General features: G+C 72.5%; 21 protein-coding genes, 1 tRNA gene and 1 pseudogene. 8 read left to right on the top strand and 15 right to left on the bottom strand.

The window, feature by feature from the left end; genetic code table 11:
- Positions 1-10: 10 nt before the first annotated feature.
- From SHK17_RS03065 to SHK17_RS03050, 4 genes are all read right to left on the bottom strand, one after another.
- Complete coding sequence (locus SHK17_RS03065) at positions 11-1,264, bottom strand: multidrug effflux MFS transporter (protein ID WP_216652101.1); 1,254 nt, start codon at positions 1,262-1,264, stop codon at positions 11-13.
- On the bottom strand, positions 1,261-3,117 hold the full coding sequence (locus tag SHK17_RS03060) for a glycoside hydrolase family 15 protein (protein WP_172269590.1): 1,857 nt from the start codon (positions 3,115-3,117) through the stop codon (positions 1,261-1,263). Before SHK17_RS03060 ends, SHK17_RS03065 begins: the two co-directional genes overlap by 4 nt.
- On the bottom strand, positions 3,107-4,546 hold the full coding sequence (gene zwf, locus SHK17_RS03055; protein ID WP_322921042.1) for a glucose-6-phosphate dehydrogenase: 1,440 nt from the start codon (positions 4,544-4,546) through the stop codon (positions 3,107-3,109). Before zwf ends, SHK17_RS03060 begins: the two co-directional genes overlap by 11 nt.
- Positions 4,547-4,726: 180 nt before the next feature.
- Entirely contained in the window at positions 4,727-5,947 is a 1,221-nt protein-coding gene (locus SHK17_RS03050; RefSeq protein ID WP_322921041.1) for a homogentisate 1,2-dioxygenase, read from the bottom strand.
- Between the two features lie 65 nt (positions 5,948-6,012).
- On the opposite strand from SHK17_RS03050, the gene SHK17_RS03045 reads away from it, so the two are divergent.
- Genes SHK17_RS03045 through SHK17_RS03035 form a run of 3 tightly spaced genes read left to right on the top strand, consistent with a single transcriptional unit; the run spans position 6,013 to position 9,350 of the window.
- Entirely contained in the window at positions 6,013-6,882 is an 870-nt protein-coding gene (locus SHK17_RS03045) for a hypothetical protein (protein WP_322921040.1), read from the top strand.
- The gene (gene fahA, locus SHK17_RS03040; protein ID WP_172269582.1) at positions 6,879-8,093 is read left to right on the top strand and encodes a fumarylacetoacetase; all 1,215 of its coding nucleotides are present in this window, start codon (positions 6,879-6,881) and stop codon (positions 8,091-8,093) included. Before SHK17_RS03045 ends, fahA begins: the two co-directional genes overlap by 4 nt.
- A gap of 51 nt (positions 8,094-8,144) precedes the next feature.
- Positions 8,145-9,350, top strand: a complete 1,206-nt coding sequence (locus SHK17_RS03035; protein ID WP_322921039.1) for a glycosyltransferase — start codon at positions 8,145-8,147, stop codon at positions 9,348-9,350.
- On the opposite strand, the pseudogene mptB reads toward SHK17_RS03035, so the two are convergent.
- A pseudogene (gene mptB / locus SHK17_RS03030) lies at positions 9,347-10,669 on the bottom strand (polyprenol phosphomannose-dependent alpha 1,6 mannosyltransferase MptB); the annotation flags it as partial. The gene SHK17_RS03035 and the pseudogene mptB overlap by 4 nt on opposite strands.
- A gap of 150 nt (positions 10,670-10,819) precedes the next feature.
- On the opposite strand from mptB, the gene SHK17_RS03025 reads away from it, so the two are divergent.
- The 3 genes from SHK17_RS03025 (at position 10,820) to SHK17_RS03015 (ending at position 13,035) form a co-directional block, all read left to right on the top strand.
- The gene (locus tag SHK17_RS03025) at positions 10,820-11,728 is read left to right on the top strand and encodes a phosphodiesterase (RefSeq protein ID WP_322921038.1); all 909 of its coding nucleotides are present in this window, start codon (positions 10,820-10,822) and stop codon (positions 11,726-11,728) included.
- A 51-nt stretch (positions 11,729-11,779) separates the two neighbouring features.
- A complete protein-coding gene (locus SHK17_RS03020) occupies positions 11,780-12,460 on the top strand; it encodes a histidine phosphatase family protein (protein ID WP_322425010.1) in 681 nt (226 codons plus the stop codon).
- A gap of 308 nt (positions 12,461-12,768) precedes the next feature.
- The gene (locus tag SHK17_RS03015) at positions 12,769-13,035 is read left to right on the top strand and encodes a hypothetical protein (RefSeq protein ID WP_172269574.1); all 267 of its coding nucleotides are present in this window, start codon (positions 12,769-12,771) and stop codon (positions 13,033-13,035) included.
- On the opposite strand, the gene SHK17_RS03010 is transcribed toward SHK17_RS03015, so the two are convergent.
- From SHK17_RS03010 to SHK17_RS02995, 4 genes are all read right to left on the bottom strand, one after another.
- Positions 13,032-14,372, bottom strand: a complete 1,341-nt coding sequence (locus tag SHK17_RS03010) for an MFS transporter (protein ID WP_322921037.1) — start codon at positions 14,370-14,372, stop codon at positions 13,032-13,034. The two genes, SHK17_RS03015 and SHK17_RS03010, sit on opposite strands and share 4 nt — an antisense overlap.
- The gene (locus SHK17_RS03005; protein WP_322921036.1) at positions 14,369-15,334 is read right to left on the bottom strand and encodes a carbohydrate kinase family protein; all 966 of its coding nucleotides are present in this window, start codon (positions 15,332-15,334) and stop codon (positions 14,369-14,371) included. Before SHK17_RS03005 ends, SHK17_RS03010 begins: the two co-directional genes overlap by 4 nt.
- A 19-nt stretch (positions 15,335-15,353) precedes the next feature.
- Complete coding sequence (locus SHK17_RS03000; RefSeq protein WP_322921035.1) at positions 15,354-16,604, bottom strand: AGE family epimerase/isomerase; 1,251 nt, start codon at positions 16,602-16,604, stop codon at positions 15,354-15,356.
- 96 nt (positions 16,605-16,700) lie between these two features.
- Positions 16,701-16,782 (bottom strand) — tRNA-Tyr (locus SHK17_RS02995).
- A gap of 84 nt (positions 16,783-16,866) precedes the next feature.
- Between SHK17_RS02995 and SHK17_RS02990 the strand changes: the two genes are divergently transcribed.
- On the top strand, positions 16,867-17,358 hold the full coding sequence (locus SHK17_RS02990; RefSeq protein WP_322425015.1) for a YajQ family cyclic di-GMP-binding protein: 492 nt from the start codon (positions 16,867-16,869) through the stop codon (positions 17,356-17,358).
- On the opposite strand, the gene SHK17_RS02985 is transcribed toward SHK17_RS02990, so the two are convergent.
- The 6 genes from SHK17_RS02985 to SHK17_RS02960 all read right to left on the bottom strand — a co-directional run bounded on the left by SHK17_RS02985 (position 17,342) and on the right by SHK17_RS02960 (position 23,609).
- A complete protein-coding gene (locus SHK17_RS02985) occupies positions 17,342-18,031 on the bottom strand; it encodes a cobalamin B12-binding domain-containing protein (protein WP_322921034.1) in 690 nt (229 codons plus the stop codon). The genes SHK17_RS02990 and SHK17_RS02985 overlap by 17 nt on opposite strands.
- 32 nt (positions 18,032-18,063) lie before the next feature.
- On the bottom strand, positions 18,064-19,041 hold the full coding sequence (locus tag SHK17_RS02980) for a sulfate/molybdate ABC transporter ATP-binding protein (protein WP_322921033.1): 978 nt from the start codon (positions 19,039-19,041) through the stop codon (positions 18,064-18,066).
- Between the two features lie 45 nt (positions 19,042-19,086).
- Positions 19,087-19,956, bottom strand: a complete 870-nt coding sequence (locus SHK17_RS02975; protein ID WP_322921032.1) for a sulfate ABC transporter permease — start codon at positions 19,954-19,956, stop codon at positions 19,087-19,089.
- Positions 19,949-20,797: a sulfate ABC transporter permease subunit CysT gene (gene cysT / locus SHK17_RS02970; RefSeq protein ID WP_322921031.1), complete on the bottom strand. Its 849-nt coding sequence runs from the start codon at positions 20,795-20,797 to the stop codon at positions 19,949-19,951. The genes SHK17_RS02975 and cysT overlap by 8 nt, the downstream gene beginning before the upstream one ends.
- A gap of 16 nt (positions 20,798-20,813) precedes the next feature.
- Positions 20,814-21,851 (bottom strand): sulfate ABC transporter substrate-binding protein, encoded by a 1,038-nt coding sequence (locus SHK17_RS02965; RefSeq protein WP_172269558.1) that lies wholly within the window; start codon positions 21,849-21,851, stop codon positions 20,814-20,816.
- 267 nt (positions 21,852-22,118) lie between these two features.
- A complete protein-coding gene (locus SHK17_RS02960; protein WP_322921030.1) occupies positions 22,119-23,609 on the bottom strand; it encodes a glycosyl hydrolase family 18 protein in 1,491 nt (496 codons plus the stop codon).
- Between the two features lie 241 nt (positions 23,610-23,850).
- Between SHK17_RS02960 and SHK17_RS02955 the strand changes: the two genes are divergently transcribed.
- Positions 23,851-25,875 carry a 2-oxoacid:acceptor oxidoreductase subunit alpha gene (locus tag SHK17_RS02955; protein WP_405030393.1) on the top strand — a complete coding sequence of 675 codons (2,025 nt, stop codon included), beginning with the start codon at positions 23,851-23,853 and terminating at the stop codon, positions 25,873-25,875.
- The last annotated feature ends 1 nt before the right edge of the window (position 25,876 follow it).

The following is a 25,876-nucleotide window of genomic DNA, read 5'->3' as shown; positions in this document are numbered from 1 at the left end:
TCCAGGTCCGTCAGATGCGGTCGGCGACAGCCGGGGCCGCCGGGGCGGGGGCGACCCGGCTCACCGCGCGGTGCCAGCGCCAGCAGAGCCAGCCGAGGACCACGCAGACCGCGGCGGTGATCGAGAAGCCGAGGACCGAGCGGCCGGCGTACGGCGCGAGGACCGCCGCGCTCACGGCGTTGAAGACGAGGGTGACGAACGACGAGGCCGACATGAGCGCGCCGCGGCGCGTGGGGACCAGGTCGAGCATCAGCAGCTGGATGTTGGGGTAGGCCAGCCCGTTGCCGAAGGCGACCATCGAGATGCCGACCACGGCCCAGGGCAGGACCTCGCCCGCCGGCGTCAGCGCGATGCCGACCCCGACGACCGCTCCCACCGTGCTGACGGCGTAGCCGATGGAGACGAGCTGTGAGCTGGTGAGCACCCGGCCGAAGCGGCCGCTGCTCAGCGAGCCGACCACCATGGCGCCGATCATCGGGACGAAGAGCTTCCAGAAGTCGAGCTCGCCCTCGCCGAGCAGGTCGACCACGAAGATCGAGGCGCCGCCGATGTAGAGGAACTGCGCGCCGAAGACCAGGGTGCCGGCCCACGTCATCCGGTGGAAGGCCGGCTCGCGCAGCACCTCGCCGAGGCCGCGCAGGATCTCGCCGACCCGGAGCGGGACCCGGCGCTCGGGCGGGTGGCTCTCGGGCAGCAGGGTCACGGTGAGCACGACCAGGGCCACCGCGAGGCCGGCCATGAACCAGAACACCGACTCCCACGGCCCCACCTGGATGAGCAGGCCGCCGATGATCGGCGCGATCGCGGGGGCCACGCCGAACAGCACCGCGACCTGGCTCATCATCCGCTGCGCCTGCGGGCCGTCGAAGAGGTCGCGGATGATGGTGCGGCTCACGATCGTCGACCCGCCGGCGGCCAGGCCCTGGGCGACGCGGCCGACCAGCAGCCACTCCAGCGAGGGCGCGAACGCGCACGCCACGGACGCGAGGGCGTACACCACCAGCGACCACACGATCACCGGCTTGCGTCCCACGGCGTCGGAGAGCGGGCCGTGGAACAGGCTCATGGCGGCGAAGGCCAGCATGTAGACCGTCACCACCAGCTGCAGCTGCGCCGAGGTGACCGAGAGCTCGTCGCCCATCGAGGCGAAGGCCGGGAACGGGGTGTCGATGCTGAAGGGGCCGATCATCGACAGCATCGCCAGCACGAACGGGATCAGTGCCACGACCATCCCGGTCGGACGGGCCCGAGAAGGGGTCGTCATGCGTCGAGGCTACGGTCCAGGTTGATCACGGCCGAGACCAGGCTCAGGTGGGTGAAGCCCTGGGGGAAGTTGCCGAGCTGCTCGCCGTTGAGGCCGACCTGCTCGGCGTACTGCCCGAGGTGGTTGGCGTAGGTGAACATCTTCTCCAGCGCCAGGCGTGCGTCGTCGAGCCGGCCGGCGCGGGTCAGCGCCTCGACGTACCAGAACGAGCACAGCGAGAACGTGCCCTCCCCGTCGGGCGGGCCGTCGAAGCCGTCGGCGCCCTCGACCCCATCGTCCAGGGTCGCCGGGTCGTAGCGCAGGACGAGCTGGTCGGAGACCAGCCGGTCCTCGATGTGCGCCAGGGTGGAGAGGAACCGCGGGTCGTCCGGCGCCACCATCTTCACCATCGGCATGAGCAGCGTGCCGGCGTCGAGGACCTCCCCGCCGGCGTGGGCGGTGAAGGTGCCGAGGTCGTCGTTCCAGCACTCGGTCATCACCCGCTCGTAGATGGCGTCGCGGGTGGCGGCGAGCTCGGTGAGGTCGCCCGGCAGGCCTCGGCGCCGGGCTACGCGCATCATCCGCTCGACCGCCACCCAGCACATGACCAGCGACGTGGTGTGGGTCCGCGGCTCACCGCGCACCTCCCACATGCCGGCGTCGGGCCGCTCCCAGTTGTCCATCAACCACGACACGATGCGGCGCAGGTCGGTCCACGCGTCGTGGCTGATGCCGCTGCCGTGCTTGTCGAAGAGGTAGACCGAGTCGATCAGCTCGCCGTAGACGTCGAGCTGCAGCTGGTCGACCGCGGCGTTGCCGACGCGGACCGGGCGGGACCCGCGGTAGCCGGCGAGGTGGTCGAGCTCGCGCTCGTGCGGGACCGCGCCGTCGAGGTCGTAGAGCACCCGCAGCGGTCCGAGCCGCTCGACGTCGACGCCGTCGTCACCGGCCTCACCGAGCCGCTCGGAGAGGAACCGGACGAACGCCGAGGCCTCGTCGGTGAAGCCGAGGCGCAGGAGGGCGTAGACGCTGAAGGCCGCGTCGCGCACCCAGACGTAGCGGTAGTCCCAGTTGCGCGAGCCGCCGATCGTCTCGGGCAGGCTGGTGGTCGGGGACGCGACGATGCCGCCGCTCGGCTCGTGGCACAGCAGCTTGAGGGTGAGCGCCGAGCGGTCGACCCACTCCCGCCACCGGCCGGTGTAGGTGCTCTGCGAGAGCCAGCCGCGCCAGAACGCCGCCGTGCGGTCGAAGAGCTCCTCGACGTCCGACTCGCTGCACCCCTGCGCCGGCTCGTCCGGGGCGAGGACCTCGAGCACGAAGAGGGCGGACTCCCCCGTCGTCAACGACACCTGCGCCGACGCGGTGGTGCGGTCGACGTCGAGGGCCACCGTGCTCGACAGCGCCAGGTGCAGGTCGCCGTCGGCGAACCGCACCACCTCGTCGTCGGCGACGGAGAGGTCCGGCTCGGTGGTGCTGTAGTCCGGTCGCGGCGTCATCGTCATCGCCAGGTCGACCCGGCCCCGCAGGCCGACCACCCGCCGGACGAGGCGCTGGCGGTGGTCGGGGTCGTGGGCGCGCAGGACGGGCATGAAGTCCTGGACCTCGACGACCCCCTTCTCGGTCATGAACCGCGTGACGAGGATGTTGGTCTCGGGGTGGTAGTACTGCTGGCTCCGCGCGTCCGGGTCCTCCGGTCGCAGCCGCCACGAGCCGGCGTCTGGGTCGAGGATCGAGGCGAAGACGCTCGGCTTGTCGAAGCGGCCGGGGCAGAACCAGTCGATCGTGCCGTCGGTGGCGACGAGCGCCGCGGTCCGCAGGTCGCCGACGAGCCCGTGGTCGGCGATCGGCGGCGCCTCCCGGGGCTCAGTCGGCATCGGCGTCCTGCCGTCCCAGTCGCCAGCCGCCCTCCGGCAGGTCGAGAGCCGCCTGCGGTCCCCACGAACCGGACGCGTACGGCAGCGGGTCGGGGCGGTCGTCGAGCACCGGCTGGCAGACCTCCCACAGCCGCCGCGTCTCGTCGGCGTGCGCGAAGAGCGTGTGGTCGCCCTGCAGCACGTCGAGCAGCAGCCGCTCGTAGGCCTCCAGCGGCTCGTCGTCCGGCAGCTCCTTGCCGAGGTCGAGGCGCATCGTGGCGGGGGCGAGCTCCATCTCGGGGCCGGGCCGCTTGCCGAGCAGGTCGACGTGGACCTGCGCCTCGTCGGTCAGCTCGAGGACCAGCTCGTCGGGGGCCAGGCCGCTGCCGAACACGGACGACTCGGGCTGCCGGAACCGCAGGGTCACCGTGCGCCGGGTCTCGGCCATCGCCTTGCCGGTGCGCAGGTGGAAGGGGACGTCGCGCCAGCGGTCGTTGTCGACCCACGCCTCGAGCGCCACGAACGTCTCGACGGTCGAGTCCTCCTCGACGTCCTCCTCGTCGCGGTAGCCGTCGTACTGGCCGAGCACCACCCGGGACGGGTCGAGGGGACGTACGTCCTCGAAGACCGCCGCGCGCGCCCGGCGGACGGCGTCGGCGGTCCACTCGCCCGGGTCCTCCAGCGCGACGGCGCCGAGGATCTGGAACAGGTGCGTGGAGACCATGTCGCGCAGCGCGCCGGTCGACTCGTAGAACGAGCCGCGGCCCTCCATGGCCAGCGTCTCGGGGACGTCGACCTGCACCGAGGCGATGCTGCTGCGGTCCCACGCCGGCTCGAAGAGCGCGTTGGCGAAACGGAGCGCCAGCACGTTCTGCACCGCCTCCTTGCCGAGGAAGTGGTCGATGCGGAAGACCTGCTCCTCCTCGAAGACCGCGCGCACGTCGCGGTCCAGCTCGCCGAACGACTGGAGGTCGAGCCCGAACGGCTTCTCGATGACCAGGCGCGCCCGCTCCGCGAGGCCCTCGCGACCGACCATGCCGACCATCCCGGACATGGCCCCCGGCGGGACGGAGAGGTAGACCAGGCGCAGCGCGTCGTCGCCGAGGTCCTCCTCCGCCTCGCGCACCCGCGCGGCCAGGTCGGAGCCGTCGTCGGCGTCCGAGGCGACGAACGACGTGCGGGACAGCAGCTCGCGCGCGACGGCCTCGTCGAGGTCGTCCACCGAGTCGTCCAGGGCCTCGCGCACCTCGTCGCGGAAGACCTCGTCGGAGTCGGGCGCGTGCCGGCCGCTGCCGATCACGGCGTACCGCTCCGGCAGCCGACCCGCGGCGGCCAGGCGGTAGAGCCCGGGGAACAGCTTGCGCGCCGCGAGGTCGCCCCGCGCGCCGAAGAGGAGGAAGACACAGGCGGGCAGGTCCGGGACGCCCTGCGTCCCTGGCTCGGCACTCATGCCCGCCACGCTAACGACCACCCGAAGGGGTCCGGTCGGCTGTCGGCTTGTCGGCTTGCGCTGGAGTCCCTGGATATCCGGGAACTCCAGCGACAACGTGGAAGATCCGAGCCACCGGGTGACTCGGATCTTCCGTGATCTCGTCCTCGAGGCGACGGCCAGCGGCCGAGCCTCCGTCGCTCAGCTGTTGCTGTAGACCGCCGGCCCGCCGTCGTCGCCGGCGGAGTCGGGACCACGACCGGCCCAGGTCCAGGCGTACGCCGGGTCCTCCACCGCGCGACCGCCCTCCCCGAGCTCGAGGGGGGCGAAGGTGTCGACCATGACGGCCGACTCCTCGAAGTACTGCACACCGAGGGACGCCTCGATCGCGCTGGGCTGCGGTCCGTGGGCGTGGCCGCCGGGGTGCAGGCTGATCGAGCCGATGCCGATCCCCGAGCCCTTGCGGGCCTCGTAGTCGCCGCCGACGTAGAACATCACCTCGTCGGAGTCGACGTTGGAGTGGTAGTAGGGCACCGGGATGGCGAGCTCGTGGTAGTCGACCTTGCGGGGCAGGAAGTTGCACACCACGAAGTTCCAGCCCTCGAAGACCTGGTGCACCGGCGGCGGCTGGTGGACCTTGCCGGTGATCGGCATGTAGTCCTCGACGTTGAACGTGTAGGGGTAGAGGCAGCCGTCCCAGCCGACCACGTCGAACGGGTGGGTGGCGTAGGTGAGCTTCGTGCCGACGATGCCCGCGCTCGTGCGGTGCTTCACGAGCACCTCGACGTCGGTGCCCTCGACCTCGAGGGTCTCCGTGGGTCCGTGGAGGTCGCGCTCGCAGTAGGGCGCGTGCTCGAGGAGCTGGCCGAAGCGGGAGAGGTAGCGCTTGGGCGGGTGGATGTGGCTGTTGGCCTCGATGGCGTAGAGCCGCGACGGCTCGGCGGGCACCCAGCGGTGGTCGGTGGCGCGCGGGACCACGACGTAGTCGCCGGTGCGGTAGGGCACGACGCCGAAGACGGTCTCGACGGTGCCCGTGCCGGACTCGACGTAGACGCACTCGTCGCCGATGGCGTTGCGGTAGAGCGGTGAGGGCTCTGTCCCGGTCACGACGTACGCGATGCGCACGTCGTTGTTGCCGAGCACCAGGCGGCGGCCCTCGACGGGGCACCGGCCCGTCTCGAGGTCGTGCAGCCTGAGGTGGCGCGGCTTGAGCGGGTGGTTGGGGGTGCGCGACTGGTCGGCCAGCTCCCAGACCGTGCTGTCGGTGATCGCGCTCGGCACGCCGCGGTGGTAGAGCAGGGAGGAGTCGGAGGAGAAGCCCTCCTCGCCCATGAGCTCCTCGCGGAACAGGTGCCCGTCGTCGTCGCGCAGCTGCGTGTGCCGCTGGCGCGGCAGTCGTCCGACCGCCCGGTAGTAGGCCATCCGCGTGCTCCCGTCATCCGACTATCGGACGCTGACGTCCGCTATCTGGTGGCTAGAGTAGTCCCGTGCCTCCCTCCTCCGCACCTGTCGTGTCGCACCCGCAGCCCGGTCCGTGGCCCGAGCAGTGGCGCGGCCTCGTCGACGACGCGGCCGTATTCCCGCCCGGTGACGCCGACCTCGCCGACGCCCTCGCGGCGTACGCCGAGCGCGGCACGGCCTGGTGGTCCGGCCTGGCCGGGTCCTTCGTCGTCCCCGACACCGCCCTCGGCTCCGTCCCGGCCGACATGCCGGTCTCGGTCGTGCTGACCGGCGGCGCCGGTGCCGTGGAGGGCGTCGCCGCCCTGGCGGCGCGCAAGGGCCTGCGCCTCGCCGGACTCGAGGCGGCGGTCCGCGACGCCGACGACCCGGTCGGCAACGTGCGCCGCATCGACGCCGCGGCGCGGGCGGCTGGGCTCGACGTGCCCGTCTTCATCGAGGTGCCCGGCCCGCCGACCGCCGCCTGGCTCGCCGCCGCCGACGAGGTCGCCGCCTGCGACCACCGGCTCAAGCTCCGCCTGGGCCACGTCGACCACGACCTCGTCCCCGACTCGCGCACTGTCGCGGGCTGGATCGACGCCGCCCTCGACCGCGAGACGCCGTTCAAGGCCACCGCCGGCCTGCACCGCGCCGTCCGGCACGACCCCGAGGGCGGTGGCGCGCACGGCTTCCTCAACGTGGTGGCCGCGACCCGGGCGCTCTGGGACGGCGGCTCCGCCGACGAGGCGGTCGCCGTGCTCGAGCAGCGCGACGGCGCGGCCCTCGCCGACGGGCTGGCCGAGGCGGACGTGGCCTCGGCACGCCGGTGGTTCACCTCGTTCGGGTCGTGCTCGGTCACCGAGCCGCTCGAGGACCTCGTGGCCCTCGGGCTGGTGCCGTCCGCGGGAGCGGCGTCGTGAGCGCCGCGACGTGGGTCGAGGGCGCGGCCGGCTCGGGCTTCGACGTCGACCACCTGCCCTACGGCGTCTTCGCCCGCTCGGGCGAGCGCCCCCGCGTGGCGGTCCGCATCGGCGACCAGGTGCTCGACCTCAGCGTGGTCGCGGCGGCCGACATGGTGGACACGCACGAGCTGTTCGACCAGTCGACCCTCAACCCCTTCATGGCCGCGGGACCGGAGGTGTGGGCCTCGACCCGCGCGTGGGTGACCGGCCTGCTGACGGGGGAGGCCGAGCGCGACCTCGTCGAGCCGGCGCTGGCACCGGTCGACTCCGTGACGATGCTGATGCCCTTCACCGTCGGCGACTACGTCGACTTCTACGCCTCCGAGCACCACGCCTCCAACGTCGGCCGGATGTTCCGCCCCGACCAGGAGCCGCTCCTGCCGAACTGGAAGCACCTCCCGGTCGGCTACCACGGCCGGTCCGGCACGGTCGTGGTCTCCGGCACCGACGTTGTACGCCCGTGCGGCCAGCGCAAGGCACCCACGGACGAGCACCCGACGTACGGCCCCTCCCGGCGCCTCGACATCGAGGCCGAGCTCGGCTTCGTGGTGGGCGTGCCGTCCCGGATGGGCGAGCGCGTCACCACCGCCGACTTCGCACGGCACACCTTCGGCGTCGTCGGGCTCAACGACTGGTCGGCACGAGACCTCCAGGCGTGGGAGTACGTCCCCCTCGGCCCGTTCCTGGGCAAGTCGTTCGCCACGTCGATCAGCGCGTGGGTCACGCCCCTGGCCGCCCTCGGCGCGGCGTGGACCGACCTGCCGGGACAGGCCGACCCGGACGTGCTCGACTACCTGCGCGTCGACGGGCCCGCCGGGCTCGACATCGACGTGGAGGTCGTCCTCGACGGCGAGGTCGTCGCGCGCCCGCCCTACCGCACGATGTACTGGTCGCCCGCGCAGATGCTCGCGCACACCACGGTCAACGGGGCCAGCGTGCGCACCGGCGACCTGTGGGGATCGGGCACCGTCTCGGGTCCGGGCCGCGACGAGCGCGGCTCGCTGCTCGAGCTCAGCTGGGGCGGCGCGGAGCCCTTCACCGCCGCGGGCCGCGAGCGCACCTTCCTCGAGGACGGCGACGAGGTGACCCTGCGCTACACCGCTCCCGCGACCGGCGGAGGTCGCCTCACCCTCGGCGAGGTGACCGGGCGCATCCTCCCGGCCCACTGACGGCCGGGCGGGCATTCCCGTCCGTTCACCTCGCTGCGCCACCGTGCCCGCATGCGCATCGCCCAGCTGGCCAACTTCGTCGGACCCGCCTCGGGCGGCATGCGCACCGCGCTGCGCGCGCTGGGCGCGGGCTATGTCGACGCCGGGTGCCGGCGCCTGCTGGTGGTGCCGGGGCCCGAGGACGCCCGCACCTCAACGCCGCTCGGCGACGTCGTGCAGCTGCGGGCGCCGCGGGTCGGCGGGGGCTACCGCCTCATCGTCGAGCCGTGGCGGGTGACCGAGGTGCTCGAGGAGTGGGGGCCGACCTCCGTCGAGCTCAGCGACAAGCTGACCCTGCTCCCCGTCGCCCGGTGGGCGCGCCGCAGCGGCGTCGGGTCGGTGCTGCTCTCGCACGAGCGGCTCGGCGACATGCTCGCCCTCCGCACCGGCCTCGACACCACCTCCAAGGTCTCGATCGGGCTGCTCAACCGGCTGCTCGTCCGCAGCGTCGACACGGTCGTGGTCACCTCCGACTACGCCCGCCAGGAGTTCCAGCAGGCGGCCGACAATGCCGGCTGCCCCGTCGTACGCGTGCCGCTGGGCGTGGACCTCGAGACGTTCCGCCCCCGGAGCCGCCGGTCCGACCGCCCGTCCGACCGCCCGTCCGTCCCGGTGCTCCGGCTGGTCCACGCCGGGCGGCTCTCGCGGGAGAAGAGCCCGCACCTGGCCGTGGCGACCGCCGTGGAGCTGCACCGCCGCGGCACGCCGGTGCGGATGGACGTCTACGGCGTCGGCCCGCACCTCGACGAGCTGGTCGAGCTCGCGGGCGACGCGCCGGTCCGCTTCCACGGCTACGTCGACTCCCCCGCCCGGCTCAGCCGGGCCCTCGCCGACGCCGACGTCGCGCTGAGCGTCTGTCCCGGCGAGACGTTCGGCCTCGCCGTGCTCGAGGCGCTGGCGTCCGGCACGCCGGTGGTCACCGCCGACCGCGGCGGCGCGCGCGAGCTGGTCGACGGCGCCTCGGGCGCCTGGGCGCGCCCGGACGCCGCCGCGCTGGCCGATGCCGTCCTCGAGGTGGCGGGGCGCCCGGTCGTGAGCCGGCGGGCCGCCGCCCGCGAGCGCGCCGAGCGCTACCCCTGGTCGACGACGGTCGAGTCGTTGCTCGCGGTCCACTCGTCGGTCGCGATGCCGGCCAGCCGCTCGCGGGCGCGCCGGGTGACCAGCAGCAGCGCGGCCGCGGCGGCCACGACGAGGGAGCCGATCACGATCGCGAGGTAGGCGCCGTGCAGGGACGAGTCCATCGGCGCCACGAGGCCGGCGACCAGTGACACGGCGACCAGTGCGGCCGTCGCGGAGCGGCCGAGGCGGAGCACGGCGACGAACGGGACCACCCACAGGAAGTACCACAGGTGGACCACCGGGCTCAGCGCGACAGCCGCCCCGGTCAGCAGCGCGGCGGCGCGGACCGCCTGGGCGCCGTCACCCGTGCGCCACCTGAGCAGGACTGCGACCACCACCGCGACGAGGCCCGCCTGCGCCAGGAGGCGGACCGCGTCCAGGAACGTCCCGTCGCTCGTCCCGAGACCGACCAGCGGCGCGACCACGTCGAGCCAGCCCCCCACGAGCGTCGGCAGCGAGAGCGGGGTGTCGACGGTCCCGGGCACGGTGAGGGCGCCGAGCCAGCCGATGCCCAGTCCCCACACCACCCCAGGCACGACGAGGGCGGCCACCGACACCGCGGCGACCCGGGCGGCGTGGCGCACCCGCACGGCCACGCCGGCAGCAACCGGCGCGGTGAGCAGCACCACGGCGACGCACACGAGCCCGCCGGGGAGCTTCACGCCGGCCGCCAGGCCGCCGAGGACGGCGCCCGCGACCCAGCCGTGCTCGCGCGCGACGACGAGCGCGGCGGCCATCAGGCCGACCATGAGCAGGTCGTTGTGCAGCCCCGCGACGCCGTTCGCGACCGTCAGCGGGGACGCGAGCACGAGGCACGAGACGAGGGCCGGGTTGCTGCCGCACCAGCGCGCCAGTCGGGGCAGCGCCCACGCGAGCAGCGCGAGGCCGGCGAGCGCCATGACCCGGTGCGCGACCACGAGGAGCCACGGGTCGGCGGTCAGCCCGGCGGCGAGGTCGCCACCGATCAGCGGGACCGGCCCGTACGGCGCCGGCGTGGCCATCCAGCGCGGGTCGACCCCCTCGACGATCGGTCCGGGGACCGACCGGGGTCCGACCAGGCTCCACGGGCCGTGCTCGTAGGGCGAGATACCACGGTGGGCCAGCGTGCCCTGGGCGGCGTACGACCAGCCGTCGCGGGAGAACAGCGGCGGGGCGAGCAGGAGCGGCGCCGACCAGGCCACTGCGGCGGCGCGCACCAGGGCGATCGTGCCGGCCTGCTCCGACGCATCGGCACGGGCGGCCACGCGGCAGAGGCGCAGCCAGGCCGAGGCCAGCATGCCGAGGCCCACCAGCACGACGACGAGCCCGGCCATCCGTCCCGAGGCAGAGCCGCGCAGCAGCTGCAGCAGGTCGACGTCCGCGACCGTCGCGCTCGACGGGATGGTCGCGACGACCAGGCCCCCGAGCAGGACGAGCACGCTGCCGACGAGTCCCCGTGACACCACGCAGCGGACGGTACGAGCCGTGCTCGACCGCGACCCGACGTCCGGGTGAACGCCGGGCCAAGGCTCACCCCGGGACCGGAATCCGGTGGGGACGCGACGACGTCCGCCCCTAGGCTGCGTGCTGTGAGACAGCTCGGTCAGTACGCCGCCCCCCGGCACGCCGTCGCGCACCTGTCCGACCCGCACCTCATCGGTGGTGGCGCGCTGCACTACGGGATCGTCGACAACGCGGCCCACCTCCGGCGCGCGCTGGAGCGGCTGGCGGCGGTCCGCCCGGCGCCGCAGGCCCTCGTCTTCACCGGCGACCTCGCCGACCGCGGGGAGCCGGACGCCTACGAGACGCTGCGCTCCATCGTCGAGCCGGCCGCCGCAGAGATGGGCGCGGTCGTGGTGTGGACCATGGGGAACCACGACGAGCGCGGCCCGTTCGCCCGCGGGCTCCACGACTCCGACGACGACGGCTTCCAGGACCGGGTGCACGAGGTCGACGGCCTGCGGATCGTCGCCCTCGACACCAGCGTCCCCGGCTACCACCACGGCGAGCTCCGGCGCGAGCAGCTCGACTGGCTCGCCGGTGTCCTCGCCACCCCGGCCGAGCACGGCACCCTGCTCGCGATGCACCACCCGCCGCTCCCGCTGCCGATGCTGCGCGCGGCCGAGCTCATCGAGCTGCACGACCAGCAGGCGCTGGCCGAGGTCGTCGCCGGCACCGACGTGCGTGGGATCCTGGCCGGGCACCTGCACCTCGCGACGTGGTCGACCTTCGCCGGCGTCCCGGTCTCGGTCGTCCCGGCGACCTGCTACACCACCGACCCGGCCCCGCTCGACCGCCTCGTCTCCGGCGTCGACGGAGCACAGGCGTTCACGATGGTGCACACCTACGACGACCGGCTGGTCCACACCCTCGTCCCGCTCGAGCCCGGACCCGAGGTCACCCATCTCGGCACCGACATCGCCGAGGCGCTGGAGACCGTGCCGCTCGAGCAGGCCCGCGAGCTGGCGTCCTCCAAGACGTCGCAGTTCAACACCTGACCCGCTGCTCCGACCTTCGAACCACCGCCCCACCACCGACGAGGACCACTTGTGCGACTGCTGCTGATGCGCCACGGCCAGACCCACGCCAACGTGTCGGGCGAGCTCGACACGGCCCACCCCGGCGTCGACCTCACCGACCTCGGCCGGGCCCAGGCGGTGGCGGCGAGCAAGGCCCTCGCCGACGAGCACCTCGACGCGATCTACGTCTCCAGCCGCGTGCGTACGCACCAGACCGCCGCGCCCACCGCCGAGGACCGCGGCCTCGAGCCGACGGTCGTGGAGGGCCTGGAGGAGATCGCGGCCGGCGACTTCGAGATGCGCAACGACCACGACGCCGTGTCCGGCTACATCGGCACCGTCGCGACCTGGCTCGAGGGCGACCTCGCCCACCGGATGCCCGGCGGCGAGACCGGCGAGGAGTTCCTCGCCCGCTTCGACGCAGCGGTCCGGCGCATCGTCGAGGCCGGGCACGACGCGGCCCTGGTCGTCAGCCACGGCGCGGCGCTCCGGACCTGGGTGTCCACCCGGATGGCCCCGCACCCCGACGCGCCCCCGGCGACCCAGCCGCTGCACAACACCGCGCTCATCGTCCTCGAGGGCGACGACGAGTCCGGCTGGGAGATGGTGTCGTGGCAGGGCCACCCCGTCGGGGGCGACTACCTCGAGGACCCCACGGCCGAGGACCCGACCGGGGACCTCGACGCCGACGGGGACGGGGAGATCGGCTAGGGCTTCCTGGGACACGTGTCCGAGTTCTTGCCCTTGGGCGGCGGTGTCCGGGGCCACGCCCCGGACACGTGTCCGAGTTCCTGCCCTTGGGCGGCGGCGTCCCGGGCCACGCCCCGGACACGTGTCCGAGTTCCTGCCCCTGGGCGGCGGCGTCCCGGGCCACACCCCGGACACGTGTCCGAGTTCCTGCCCCGCTCGGCGACCTCCGGGGCGACATCTCGGACACGTGTCGAAGGTCGGGCGCGGCCGGGACGTCGTACGCCTCGCAGCCCCTAGGCTCGTCGCTCCCGAGACCCGAAGGCGACCAGGTGCACGTCTTCATCCGCCCCACGCAGAGCTTCCTCGCGTGCCACGTCTGCGGAGGGCTGGTCTTCGCCCGCCGCGAGGTGAAGATGACGACGACCGGGATGACGTTCTTCGACCTGGACTGGATGAACCGGTCGGCCGACGGGGTCATCTGCATCCGGTGCGGCTTCGTCCACACCTTCATGGGCGACGCCCACCAGTTCATCGACCCGGCCGCGGTCAGGCCCGAGGACCTGCCGGAGGACCCCCTCGCCCAGCCCCGCGCCTAGACCCCCTCGGTCCCGATCCCCGGGTGCACGAAGGGCTGCCCGGCCTTCATCTGCTCGATCGAGCCGGGGTGCACGCGCGCGAGGTGGGCGATGCCGCGACGGCGGTAGCGGAGGACCTGGACGACGCCGAGCGCCCAGAAGAGGTACTGCACGGCCATGGCGAGCTTGAAGTCGTCGAGGGTGTACGAGCCCATCCCGCCGGACGCCGACAGGTCGAGCACGATCCCGATGAGGCCCATGGTCAGCAGTGAGGCGGTGAAGCCACCGACGTTGACGAGGCCGTTGGCGCGGCCGGTCTCGTGGGCGGGCGTGAAGGACCGGGCGAGGTCGAAGGCGACCATCGCCGCGGGACCGCCGCTCGCGGTGGCGAAGGCCATCACGACCACCAGCCAGTCCGGCGCGGCGCCGGACCAGAGCAGCACGGCCGTCCACGGCACGACCATCGCGACCACGACGCCGACCACGATCCACGAGCGGTAGTAGGGCAGCCGGGCCACCAGCCGGGCGAGCGCCAGTCCGCTCACCACGGCCCACGCGGTCATCGCCATCAGCAGCGTGCTGGCGGCGCCGGTCGACCACCCCAGCCCCTGCACGAGGAAGGGATAGCCCCACAGGAGCGCGAAGACGGTGCTGGAGAATTGCGAGACGAAGTGGGACCACATGCCCAGCCGCGTCCCGGGGTTGCCCCACACCGTGCGGACCGACTGCGCGAGCGCCCGCAGCTTGATCGCCACGACGTCGTCGCGCCGGTAGGGCGAGTCCTTGACGAGGAGGGCGACCACGACGAGCAGCACCAGACCGATGCTCGAGGTGAGCGCGAAGGCGCGGGTCCAGCCGAGCTCGTGGAGGAGGTACGCCAGCGGGCCGGCGGCGGCGATCGCGCCGAGCTGTCCGGAGAGGCCGGTGACCTGGGTGACCATCGGTCCCTGGCGCACCAGGAACCAGACGGTGACGAGCCGGATCACGCTGATGAAGATCATCGCGTCGCCGGCGCCCACCGCGGCCCTCGCGGCCACCGCCGTCGGGAAGGACTCGGCGAAGGCGAACGCGAGCTGGCCGACGGTCATCAGCACCAGCCCGCTCAGCAGCATCGCCCGGGACCCGAAGCGGTCGAGCAGGACGCCGACGGGCACCTGCATGCCGGCGTAGACGACCAGCTGCAGCACCGTGAACGTCGCCAGGCTGGTGGCGCTGATGTCGAAGCGCTCGGAGGCGATGATGCCCGCGACGCCCAGCGAGCTGCGGTGGAACACCGCCAGGATGTAGACCGAGAGCGCGACGAGCCAGATCACCCAGGCCCGGCGCCTCCCGATGTCGTGGACCTGCTCCGCGCTCACCCCTGGCCCGCTCCGGAACCGCCGAGCGCGGCCGTCAGCTCCGCCCGCCACGGCGGGTCGGCACCGGGTCGCGAGACGTTGATCGCGGCGCCGATCGCGGCGGTCGTCACCGCGCCGAGGACGTCGCGGTCCGGCAGTGCCTGCAGCGCCGCCGCGCCGCCCGGGCCGCGCACGCCGAGGTCGAGGAGGGCGTCGAGCAGCACGCCGCTGAAGGTGTCGCCCGCGCCCACGGTGTCGGCCACGGCGACCGGGACCCCCGGCACCTCGAGCACGGCTCCGCCACGGCGTACGACGACCGCGCCGGCGCCGCCGCGGGTGATGACCACCAGCCCGGGGCCGGCCCCGGCCCAGCGGGCGGCGGTCGCGACGGGGTCGTGGTCGGGGTGCAGCCAGTGGAGGTCCTCGTCGCTGACCTTGACCACGTCGGCCAGTGCGACCAGCTCCTCCACCCGGGCGACCGGCCCGGCCCGGTCGGGCGTGATGGCCGGGCGGGCGTTGGGGTCGAGGGAGACGACGGCCCTGCCGTGCTGCGAGCGGACCGCCTCGAGCACCGCGTCGGCGCCGGGCTCGAGCACGGTCGCGATGGAGCCGACGTGCAGCACGTCGCAGTCCTCGTCGGGGACCGGGCCGAGGTCCCACGAGAGGTCGAAGTCGTAGGTCGCGGCTCCGCTCGCGTCGAGGGCGACGGCGGCGGTCGACGTGCGTCCGGTGACGGTCGGTCCGGCGAGCACCGTGACGCCGCTGGCCTCGAGCCAGGCACGCACCGCACCACCGCGGGCGTCGTCGCCCAGCAGGGTGACCAGGCGGACGTCGCGGTCGAGCCGGCCGAGGGCGATGGCGACGTTGGCGGGGCTGCCGCCCGGGTGGTCACGCGGCTGCCCGGACGCGTCCGGGACCACGTCGACGAGCGCCTCGCCGACGACGAGGACGCTCGCCGGCGCATCCGTCAGGGGTCCCGTCATGGGTCCATCATGCCGCTGGTCAGAGCCGCTCGAACGACGCCCCGGCGAGGGCGAGACCGGACGCCAGGCTCGGCGCCAGCGGCAGCCGGGGCAGCAGCGTGGCCTGGACGGCGTGGTAGAGGTCCGGCTTGCCCGGCCACACCGACGCCTGCGGGCGGTTGGCGGGATCGAGCTCGTGGTGCCACGAGCCGCGGTCGGTGTCGACGAGGTGCTCGGCCGCGTAGGCCCACCACTCGGCGTACCGCTCCGCGTAGCGGCTCTCGCCCGTGCGCCGGTGCAGCGCCGCGGCGGCGGAGATGCCCTCGGCCGCGACCCAGTGCATCCGTTGCCGTACGACGGGCGCGCCGTCCCAGTCGGTCGTGTAGACGAACCCGGGTGCGCCGTCGACGTGCCAGCCGTCGGCCACCGCCCGGTCGAAGAGCAGGCTGGAGGTGTCGAGGAGCCCGGGCGGGGCCGCCTCGCCCAGCGATGCCTCGAGGTGGAGCAGCAGCCGCGACCACTCCAGGCCGTGCCCGACGGTGGCACCGAAGGGCTTGAAGGGGTCGTCGGGACGGTCCCGGTTGAGCTCGAGGTCCACCGACCAGTCGGGGCCGAAGTGCTCGGGCAGCCGGCCGTCGTGTGCCCCCGCGAGGTCGACCACCAGGCCGGCGAGCCGGGCCGCCCGGTCGTGCCAGACCACCTCGCCCGTGACGTCGCCGACGGCGAGCATCGCCTCGACCGAGTGCATCGTCGCGTTGAGCCCGCGGTAGGGGTCGGCGTGCTCCCAGTCCCGGTCCCAGCCGTCGACGACGCGACCGAGGGCCTCGTCCCAGAAGTGCTCCTCGAACACGTGGGTCGCCTCGGCGAGCAGGTCCTCCGCACCGGGCAGCGCGGCGACGACCGCGGTCGAGCCGGCGAGCATCACGAACGCGTGGTCGTAGCAGGACTTGCCGGTGCCGCCGCTCGGCGCCCGGTCGGCGTCCACCGCACCGAACCAGCCGCCGTGGTCGGCGTCGCGCAGCGTCGTGGCGAGGCCGTGCAGCGCCGCGGTGGCGATCGACGAGCTGCCCTCGACCCCGAGCAGCGAGCCCAGTCCGTACACGTGCACGGTGCGGCTGGTGATCCAGGTGTGCACCGGACGCGACAGGTCGGGCGCCCCGTCGTCGTCGAGCCAAGCGGCGCCCCCGGCGGGGTGGGTCACCCGACGGCCGAAACCGAGGAGGCGGCGGCACTCGGCGGCGAGCCACTCGTCGGTGGGACCGGACTGCCGCGACGTCGTCTGCTCACTCACGCCGAAAGTCAGGCAGAACGTCGGCCGGCGGTCAAGCCGCGGGCTGCCGGGAAATGGCCACTCCCGGACCCGCTGCGCGAGTCCGGGAGTGAGGTGTGGCAGGTAGAGGATTCGAACCTCTGTAGGCAATGCCGGCTGATTTACAGTCAGCTCCCTTTGGCCGCTCGGGCAACCTGCCGGGCCGTGCGGAACAATAGCAAGGCACGAACCCCGCTACGAATCGCCGGGGCACCCCGGCAGCCCCACTGAAGGAGGCACACACATGGCTGACTCGAGCTTCGACATCGTGAGCAAGCTGGACCGCCAGGAGGTCGACAACGCCCTGAGCCAGGCCGCCCGCGAGATCGCCACCCGGTTCGACTTCAAGGGCACCGGCGCGAGCATCGAGTGGAAGGGCGAGAAGGCCATCGAGATCACCGCCTCCGCCGACGACCGCGCCAGCGCGGTGCTGAGCGTCTTCCAGGACAAGCTGGTCAAGCGCAACCAGAGCCTCAAGATCCTCGAGACCTCCGAGCCGCGCCAGTCCGGCCAGGTCTCCAAGATCGACATCGCGCTCAAGGAGGGCATCACCTCCGAGGACGCCAAGAAGATCTCCAAGCTCATCCGCGACGAGGGCCCCAAGGGCGTCAAGGCGCAGGTGCAGGGCGAGGAGCTCCGCGTGTCGTCGAAGAAGCGCGACGACCTGCAGGCCGTGCAGCAGCTGGTGAAGTCGCAGGACTACGACTTCGCGGTGCAGTTCACCAACTACCGCTGAACCGCAGCAGCTCGCCGACCAGCACCACGACCGCGCGCACGGCGTCGTCCGGCAGGGCGGTGGCGCCGATCTCGGAGACCGTACGCGCGTCCGCGCCGCGCCCGGCGACGTACAGGGGGTGCGCCGCGCTGAGCCGGCGCAGGGCCGTCGCGTGGGCGGTGAAGGCCGTCGACCGGGTCGCGGCGAGCACCACCGCGTCGGCCGCCGTGGCGCGCGCGACCGTGAGGATCGCCGGGACCGGGGTGTCCGCACCGAGGAAGCGGGTGCGGACCCCGCGCTCGCGGAGCATCAGGGCCACGCAGAGCAGCACCATGTCGTGCCGCTCCCCCGACGGGCAGGCGAGCAGCACGACGGGCGCCGACGCCGACGGGTCCTCGAGGACCGGGTGCGGCGGGACGGCGGAGAGCACGGCGAGCCTGCGCCGCAGCATGTCGGTCACGAAGTGCTCGTGCGCCACCGACAGCGTGCCTGACTCCCAGCGGTCACCGACCTCCGCGAGGAAGGGCAGCACGACGCCCGCGACCGCGCCCGACAGGGGCAGGTCCCACAGGAGCCTGGCGATGGCGATCTCCGCGGCCTCGGTGTCGAAGGGCCTCGACCGCCGCCCAGAGCTCCTCCCGGGTCGTCGTGTCCACCCGCGCACGCTAGTCGCGGGGGAGGGGTGGGTGCGCATCCTCGGCACCGCTCCCACCCCGAGGGCGGTCCTCAGCCGGCCACGGCCATCCGCGGCACCATCGTCGCGCCCGCGGCGGGGGTCAGCCACACCGTGCTGCCCTCGGTCAGGCCCGCGGAGCGGGCGTGGGCCCGGGTGACGACCACGGACACCTCGTCACCGTCGACCGTGAGCACGGTCATCCGCACCTCGAAGCCGATCCGCACGAGCCGCGCGACCGTGCCCTCGACGGCACCGGCCATCTTGGGCGCCGTGTCGACGTCGATGTCGTGGGGCCGCAGCGAGCTCCCGCCGAGGTGGGTCACCTCACCGAGGAAGGACATCACGAAGTCGTTGGCCGGCTCGTCGTAGAGCTGGTCGGGCGTGCCGACCTGCTCGACGCGGCCCTCGTTGATCACCACGATCTCGTCGGCGACCTCGAGGGCCTCCTCCTGGTCGTGGGTGACGAAGACGGTCGTGACGTGCACGTCGTCGTGCAGGCGGCGCAGCCAGTCGCGCAGCTCCTTGCGGACCTTGGCGTCGAGGGCGCCGAACGGCTCGTCGAGCAGCAGGACCGACGGCTCCACGGCGAGCGCCCGGGCCAGGGCCATGCGCTGGCGCTGCCCGCCGGACAGCTGCGAGGGGAGGCGGTGGGCGAACTGCGAGAGGTGCACCAGCCGCAGCAGCTCGTCGACCCGGTGCGCGATCTCGTCCTTGGGGCGCTTGCGGATCTCGAGGCCGAAGGCGACGTTCTTGGCGACCGTCATGTGCTTGAAGACGGCGTAGTGCTGGAAGACGAAGCCGACGTTGCGCTTCTGCGCGGGCAGGTTCGTGGCGTTGACGCCCTCGATGCTGACCGTGCCCGTGTCGGACCTCTCCAGCCCGGCGATGATGCGCAGCAGCGTCGACTTGCCGCCGCCGCTGGGCCCGAGCAGGGCGGTCAGCTGGCCGGTCGGGATGGTGACGTTGACGTCCTCCAGGGCGACGAAGTCGCCGAACTTCTTGTTCAGCCCTTGCACGTCGATGCTCATGGGTGGCCTTTCGGGGAAAGAGTCGAGAACCGGGTCGAGGACCGGTCAGGGGTGGTTCTTGGGACGGATGATGGCGACGATCACGATGCAGGCGACGGACACCATCGCCAGCAGGAACGCGGTCGCGTAGGCGCCCTGCTGGTCGAAGTTGAGGTACTTCTCCTCGACGACGAGGGTGGCGGTGCGGGTCTGCCCGAGCACGTTGCCGGAGACGACCTTGACCGCCCCGAACTCGCCGAGCGACCGGGCGAGGGTCAGCACGACGCCGTAGACGATGCCCCACTTGATCGACGGCAGCGTGATCCGTAGGAAGCGCTGGAGCGCGCTGGCGCCGAGGCTCTGCGCCGCCTGCTCCTGCTCGATGCCGATCTCCTCGAGCACCGGCACGAGCTCGCGGATCATCAGCGGCAGGGCGACGAACGTGGTGGCCATGATGATGCCCGGCGTGGAGAAGATGACGTCGAAGCCCCAGCCGGCGAGCGTCGGGCCGAACCAGCCGTTGCGCCCGCTGTAGACCAGGACGAGCGCCAGGCCCACCACGATCGGCGAGACCGAGAGCGGGATGTCGAGCAGGGCGTTGAGCACGCGCTTGCCCGGGAACTCGTAGCGGACGAGCAGCAGCGAGATCCCGATGCCGAAGACCGTGTTGATGATCACGGAGAACACGGCGACGTACGCGCTGAGCTGGAGCGCGACGACGGTGTCGGGGTCCTCGAGCAGCGCGGTGATGGAGCCGAAGCCGCCCTCGAACGTGTTCGTCACGACCAGGGACACCGGCCAGGCGACCAGGAAGAACAGGTACGTCGCCGCGATGATCCGCAGGACGTAGGTCATCGGGGTCTTGCGCACCCGCGGCGGCCGGCGGCGTTCCTCCACCGGCGGCGCGACGGGCTCGTGGACCAGGGTGTCAGCCACGTGCGGCCACCATCCTCTGGATGACGTCGAGCAGCACGATCACCGTGAGCGAGATGACCAGCAGCACCGTCGCGACGGCCGCGGCGGCCGCGACGTTGTCGTTCTCGATGCTGCTGAGGATCCGCACGGAGGTGACCTCTGTCTTGAACGGGAGGTTGCCCGACAGCAGCACGAGCGAGCCGTACTCGCTGACGCCGCGGGCGAAGGACAGGGCCGCGCCGGCCGCGATGGCGGGGGCGAGGCTGGGCAGGATGATGCGGCGGAAGGTGGTGACCCGGCTCGCGCCCAGGGACGCGGCCGCCTCCTCGACGTCGCGGTCGAGCTCCTCGAGCACCGGCTGGACCATGCGGACCACGAACGGCAGCGTCACGAAGAGGAAGGCGAGGAAGACCGCCGGCCGCTGGTTGGCGATGTCGACGCCGATCGGGCTGTCGGTGCCGTAGAGCGAGAGCAGCACCAGGCCCGCGACGATGGTCGGCAGCGCGAAGGGGATGTCGATCATCACCTCGAGCACCGACTTGCCCCAGAACCGGTCGCGCACCAGGACCCACGCGATGAGCGGGCCCATGACGACGTTGACGGCGGTGACGCCGAGGGCGGTGAACACGGTGAGCCGGATGGCGGCCGCGGTCTGGCCGTTGGTGATGGTCGACCAGAAGACGTCCCAGCCACCGTCGATGGCGGTGACCACGACGGCCATCAGGGGGATCAGGACCAGCGCGCTGAACCAGATCATGGCGATGCCGAGCCCGAGTCCCGACGACCGCGTGAGCGTGGAACGCGGACCCGACCGGCGAGGAGTCCTCGCCGGTCGGACCGCTGCGATCTCGGTGGAGGTCATGTGGAGGTGGGGCGGATCACTCGAGCGAGAGGCCGGCGTTGAGGATGGCCTCGAAGATGAGCCCGTTCTCCTCGTCGAAGAACTTCGTCGACACCTCGTCCCAGCCACCGAAGTCCTCGTCCACCGTCAGCAGGGTGGGGACCTCGGGGAACGGGTTGGACGGGTCGGTCGCACCCTCGACGGTGCCGCCGTAGTCGACGTCGTCGCGGATCGGGCGGAAGCCGGTCAGCGCGAACTGCTTCTGGCCCTCGTCGGAGAGGACGAAGTCCAGCCACGCCTGCGACGGCTCGGAGGCGTCCTCCAGGATGGCGCCGGCGTTCTCGATGAGGAGGGAGGTCTCGGGCAGGACGTACTCGAAGGCCTCGTCGTTCTGGGCCGCGAGGATCGCCTCGTTCTCGTAGGCCATCAGGACGTCACCCGTGCCGCCGAGGAAGGCGGTGGTGGCGTCACGACCGCTGCCGGGCAGCGAGACGACGTTCTTGAAGAACTTGTCGACGTACTCGGTCGCCTCCTCCTCGGTGCCACCGTCGCTGATCACCTGCCCGTAGGCGGCGAGGGCGTTCCAGCGCGCGGCGCCGGAGGACGCGGGGTTGGGCGTGACGATCTCGACGCCGGGCTTGACCAGGTCTGCCCAGGTCTTGATGTTCTTGGGGTTGCCGTCGCGAACACCGAACACCACGACCGAGCGGGAGACGACGCCCTTGTTCTCACCGGCGTCCCAGTCGTCGGCCACGAGGCCCTCGTCGACGAGGCGGGTGACGTCGGTCGGGACCGAGAAGTGCACGTAGTCGGCCTCGAGGCCGGCGGCGACCGCGCGGCTCTGGTCGCCGGAGGGACCGTAGGAGGTCTGGAACTGCACGCCCTCGCCCTCGTCGGTCTTGGTGAACTCGGCGGCGATGTTCTTGTTGGCCGCCTCGGGGACCGCGAAGCCGACGATGCTGATGGTGTTGGCCGCGTCGTCATCGCTGCCGCTGGCACCACCCGGCGCGCAGGCGGACAGGGCCAGGGCCCCGACCAGAGCTGCCGCGAGTGCGGCACGTGAACGGATCTGCATGGGGGGTACTCGACTTTCTCGATCGGTGAGCAATGTCGAGAAAGATACATGACTTTATGGATGTCGATGACATTGGTCCGAACCCCGAGCGTGTCGCCGTCCGAGCGCACCTCCGGGAACGCCCTCGGGCGCCCCTGCGGAGGCCACCTGGAACGCCACCGGGAACGCCACCCGGAACGCCACGGACCGGGAGCGGTCGACCGCTCCCGGTCCGGGCGTGCCGCCCCGCAGGGGCGACGTCCTGTTCAGCGCTGGATCAGTGCTCGATCAGCGCAGGCCGCTGCTCACGGCGGTGATGAGCTCACCGTTGGCGGTGTCGCCGGACAGCTCCCAGAAGAAGGCGCCGGCCAGGCCCTGCTGCTTGGCGTAGGCCATCTTCGTGCCGATCGTGGCCGGGGTGTCGTAGCTCCACCACTGGTCGCCGCACTTGGCGTACGCGGTGCCGCCGACCGTGCCCGTCGCCGGGCACCGCTGCTTGAGGACCTTGTAGTCCTCGATGCCCTGCTCGTAGGTGCCGGGGGCCGGGCCCGTCGCCGAGCCGCCGGGCGCGGCCTGCGAGACGCCGGACCAGCCACGACCGTAGAAGCCGAGGCCGAGGAGCAGCTTGGAGGAGGGGACGCCGAGGGACTTGAGCTTGGCGATCGCGGTGCTCGAGTCGAAGCCCTGCGTCGGGATGCCGGCGTACGACGTCAGCGGCGAGTGCGGCGCCGTCGGGCCCTGGGCCGCGAAGGCGCCGAAGTAGTCGTAGGTCATCGGCATGTACCAGTCGACGTGCTGCGCCGCCTGCCCGTAGCCACCCGCCTCGATCTTGCCGCCGCTCGTGCCGTCCGCGGTGATCGCCGCGGTGACCAGGTCGGTCCCGAAGGCACCGCGCAGTGCCTGCATCAGCCGCGGGAAGGCCTGCGTCCCGCTGGTGTCGCAGGTCAGGCCGCACGCGTTGGGGTACTCCCAGTCGATGTCGATGCCGTCGAAGACGTCGGCCCACCGGGGGTCCTCGACAAGGGCACGGCACGAGGCCGCGAAGGCCTGCGGGTTCTGGGCCGCCTGGCCGAACCCGCCGGACCAGGTCCACCCACCGAAGGACCACAGGATCTTGAGGTGCGGGTGCTTGGCCTTGAGCTTCCGCAGCTGGTTGAAGTTGCCGCGCAGGCTCTGGTCCCAGGTGTCGGCGACGCCGTCGACGCTCTGCGCGGCGGTGTAGGCCTTGTCGTGGTCGGCGTACGGGTCACCCACGGTGCAGCGACCGTTCTGGACGTTGCCGAACGCGTAGAGGATGTGGGTGAGCTTGGCGGCGGAGCCGGAGGTGTCGAGGTCCTTGGCGTGGAAGTTGCGGCCGTAGGTGCCCCAGTTGGTGAAGTAGCCGATGACCTTCTTGCCGCTCGGGCTCGGCGGGTTCGTCGTCGTCGGCGGCGTCGTCGGCGGCGTGGTGGTCGGCGGGTCGGTGGGCTGGGTGCCACCACAGGCGCCCAGGTCGGCCCAGACCCCCCACTCCCCGGTCGTCCCGGGCGTCTCGTTCTGGGTCCACCACTTGGCGCGCCAGGTGCGCCCGGCGTGGGTGACCTGGTTGTTCGCGGTGTAGACCGCGGTGGCGGTCCAGGCCGGGGCGGTGCAGGCAGCCAGGGCGGCAGGGCCGGCCGGCGCGAGCGTGGAGGCGGGTGCGGCGAGCGCGAACGGCAGCAGCGCCACCGTCAGCACGGTGGCGGCGACGAGGCCGACGGCCCGCCGGACGGGCGGTCGAGGGACGAGCGTGGACAGCATGGATCCTCCCGAGTGGATGGGGCGCGGTGCGCCCGGTCGCCTCGACCGTAGGGACTGCGTGACATCGGTCACAAGAGGTTCGTTAGTCGGCCTTACCAATTCGTCGCACGGATTCGTTCGGCGGACTAACAAAAGGGCAGGTCGCGGCGCGTGTCACGCTCACCGGGCCTCGCGGAGAATCGCCTCGGCGGCCGTCTCACATGCTGGAAGACGCGACGCGACAGCGTCCCGCGGCGGCCGCATGACCCCTGTCACACCCCCCGCTCGGCGGCCGTCCCACCACGCAGCCGAGCGTCGGTCGGTGACCGGGCGGCGGCTATCGTTGACGCTTGTGGTAGCACCCGAGAAGCAGGTCAAGCAGCTCGACCGCGTCATCATCCGGTTCGCCGGTGACTCCGGCGACGGCATGCAGCTCACCGGCGACCGTTTCACGCAGGAGACGGCCGCCTTCGGCAACGACCTGGTCACCCTCCCGAACTTCCCGGCGGAGATCCGCGCACCCCAGGGCACGCTCCCGGGCGTCTCGTCGTTCCAGGTCCACTTCGCCGACCACGACATCCTCACCGCGGGCGACGCCCCCGACGTGCTCGTCGCGATGAACCCGGCCGCGCTGCGGGCCAACCTGGGCGACCTGTCCAAGGGCGCGACGATCATCGTCGACACCCACGACTTCACCGCACGCAACCTGACGAAGGCGGGCTACACCGAGAACCCGCTCGACGGCGACGGCCTCTCCGAGTACGCCGTCCACACGGTCGACCTCACCGGCATGACGGTCGAGGCGGTCAAGGAGTTCGGGCTGTCGCGCAAGGACGCCTCGCGCGCCAAGAACATGTTCGCGCTGGGCCTGCTGTCGTGGATGTACGGCCGCCCGACCGAGACGACCGACGCGTTCCTCACCAAGCGCTTCGCCAAGGTGCCCGACATCCGCGACGCCAACCTCGCAGCGTTCAAGGCCGGCTGGAACTTCGGCGAGACCACCGAGGCGTTCGTGGTCCGCTACGAGGTCAAGCCCGCCAAGATGGCGCCCGGCAACTACCGCAACATCACCGGCAACCTCGCCCTGTCCTACGGCCTCGTCGCCGCGGGCGTGCAGTCGGGCCTGTCGGTCTTCCTGGGGTCGTACCCCATCACCCCGGCCTCCGACATCCTCCACGAGCTCAGCAAGCACAAGGGCTTCGGCGTGACGACGTTCCAGGCCGAGGACGAGATCGCCGGCGTCGGCGCGGCCATCGGCGCCTCCTTCGTCGGCCAGCTCGGCGTCACCACCACCTCCGGTCCCGGCGTGGCCCTCAAGTCCGAGGCCATCGGCCTGGCCGTGATGACCGAGCTGCCCCTCGTCGTCATCGACGTGCAGCGCGGCGGCCCCTCCACCGGGCTGCCGACCAAGACCGAGCAGGCCGACCTCCTGCAGGCGATGTTCGGCCGCAACGGCGAGGCCCCGGTGCCGATCGTCGCGCCGCAGTCCCCCGGCGACTGCTTCGACGCCGCGATCGAGGCCGTGCGCATCGCCGTCACCTACCGCACACCGGTGATGCTGCTCTCCGACGGCTACCTCGCCAACGGCTCCGAGCCGTGGCGCATCCCCTCCCTCGACGAGCTGCCGACCATCGACCCCGACTTCGCGACCGCCACCAACTACGGCGACGGCGACGACGCGGAGTTCTGGCCCTACCTCCGCGACGAGGCCACCCTGGCCCGCCCGTGGGCGATCCCCGGCACGCCCGGGCTCGAGCACCGCATCGGCGGGCTGGAGAAGGGTGACGGTCACGGCAACATCTCCTACGACCCGGCCAACCACGACTTCATGGTCCGCACCCGCCAGGCCAAGGTCGACCGCATCGCCGACTCGCTCCCGCCGCTCGTGGTCGACGACCCGGGCGCCGAGGACGGCCGCGGCGCCAAGGTCCTCGTCCTCGGCTGGGGCTCGACCTACGGCCCCATCGGCGCCGGCGTACGCCGTGTCCGCCGCGCCGGCTACCGCGTCGCGCAGGCCCACCTGCGCCACCTCAACCCCTTCCCCCACGACCTGGGCGAGGTGCTGCGCCGCTACGACAAGGTGCTGGTGCCCGAGATGAACCTCGGCCAGCTCTCGATGCTGCTGCGCGCGAAGTACCTCGTCGACGTGGTCGGCTACAACGAGGTCCGCGGTCTCCCGCTCAAGGCAGCCGTCCTCGCCGACGTGATCGGCGGACTGGTGGCCGAGGCCGAGGGGATCGACGTGGACCTCACCCCCACCACCGACCAGGAGAGCAACGATGACTGAG

The organism is Nocardioides renjunii, from assembly GCF_034661175.1.
Taxonomy (GTDB): domain Bacteria; phylum Actinomycetota; class Actinomycetes; order Propionibacteriales; family Nocardioidaceae; genus Nocardioides; species Nocardioides renjunii.
This window is presented reverse-complemented; position numbering and strand designations above follow the sequence as displayed.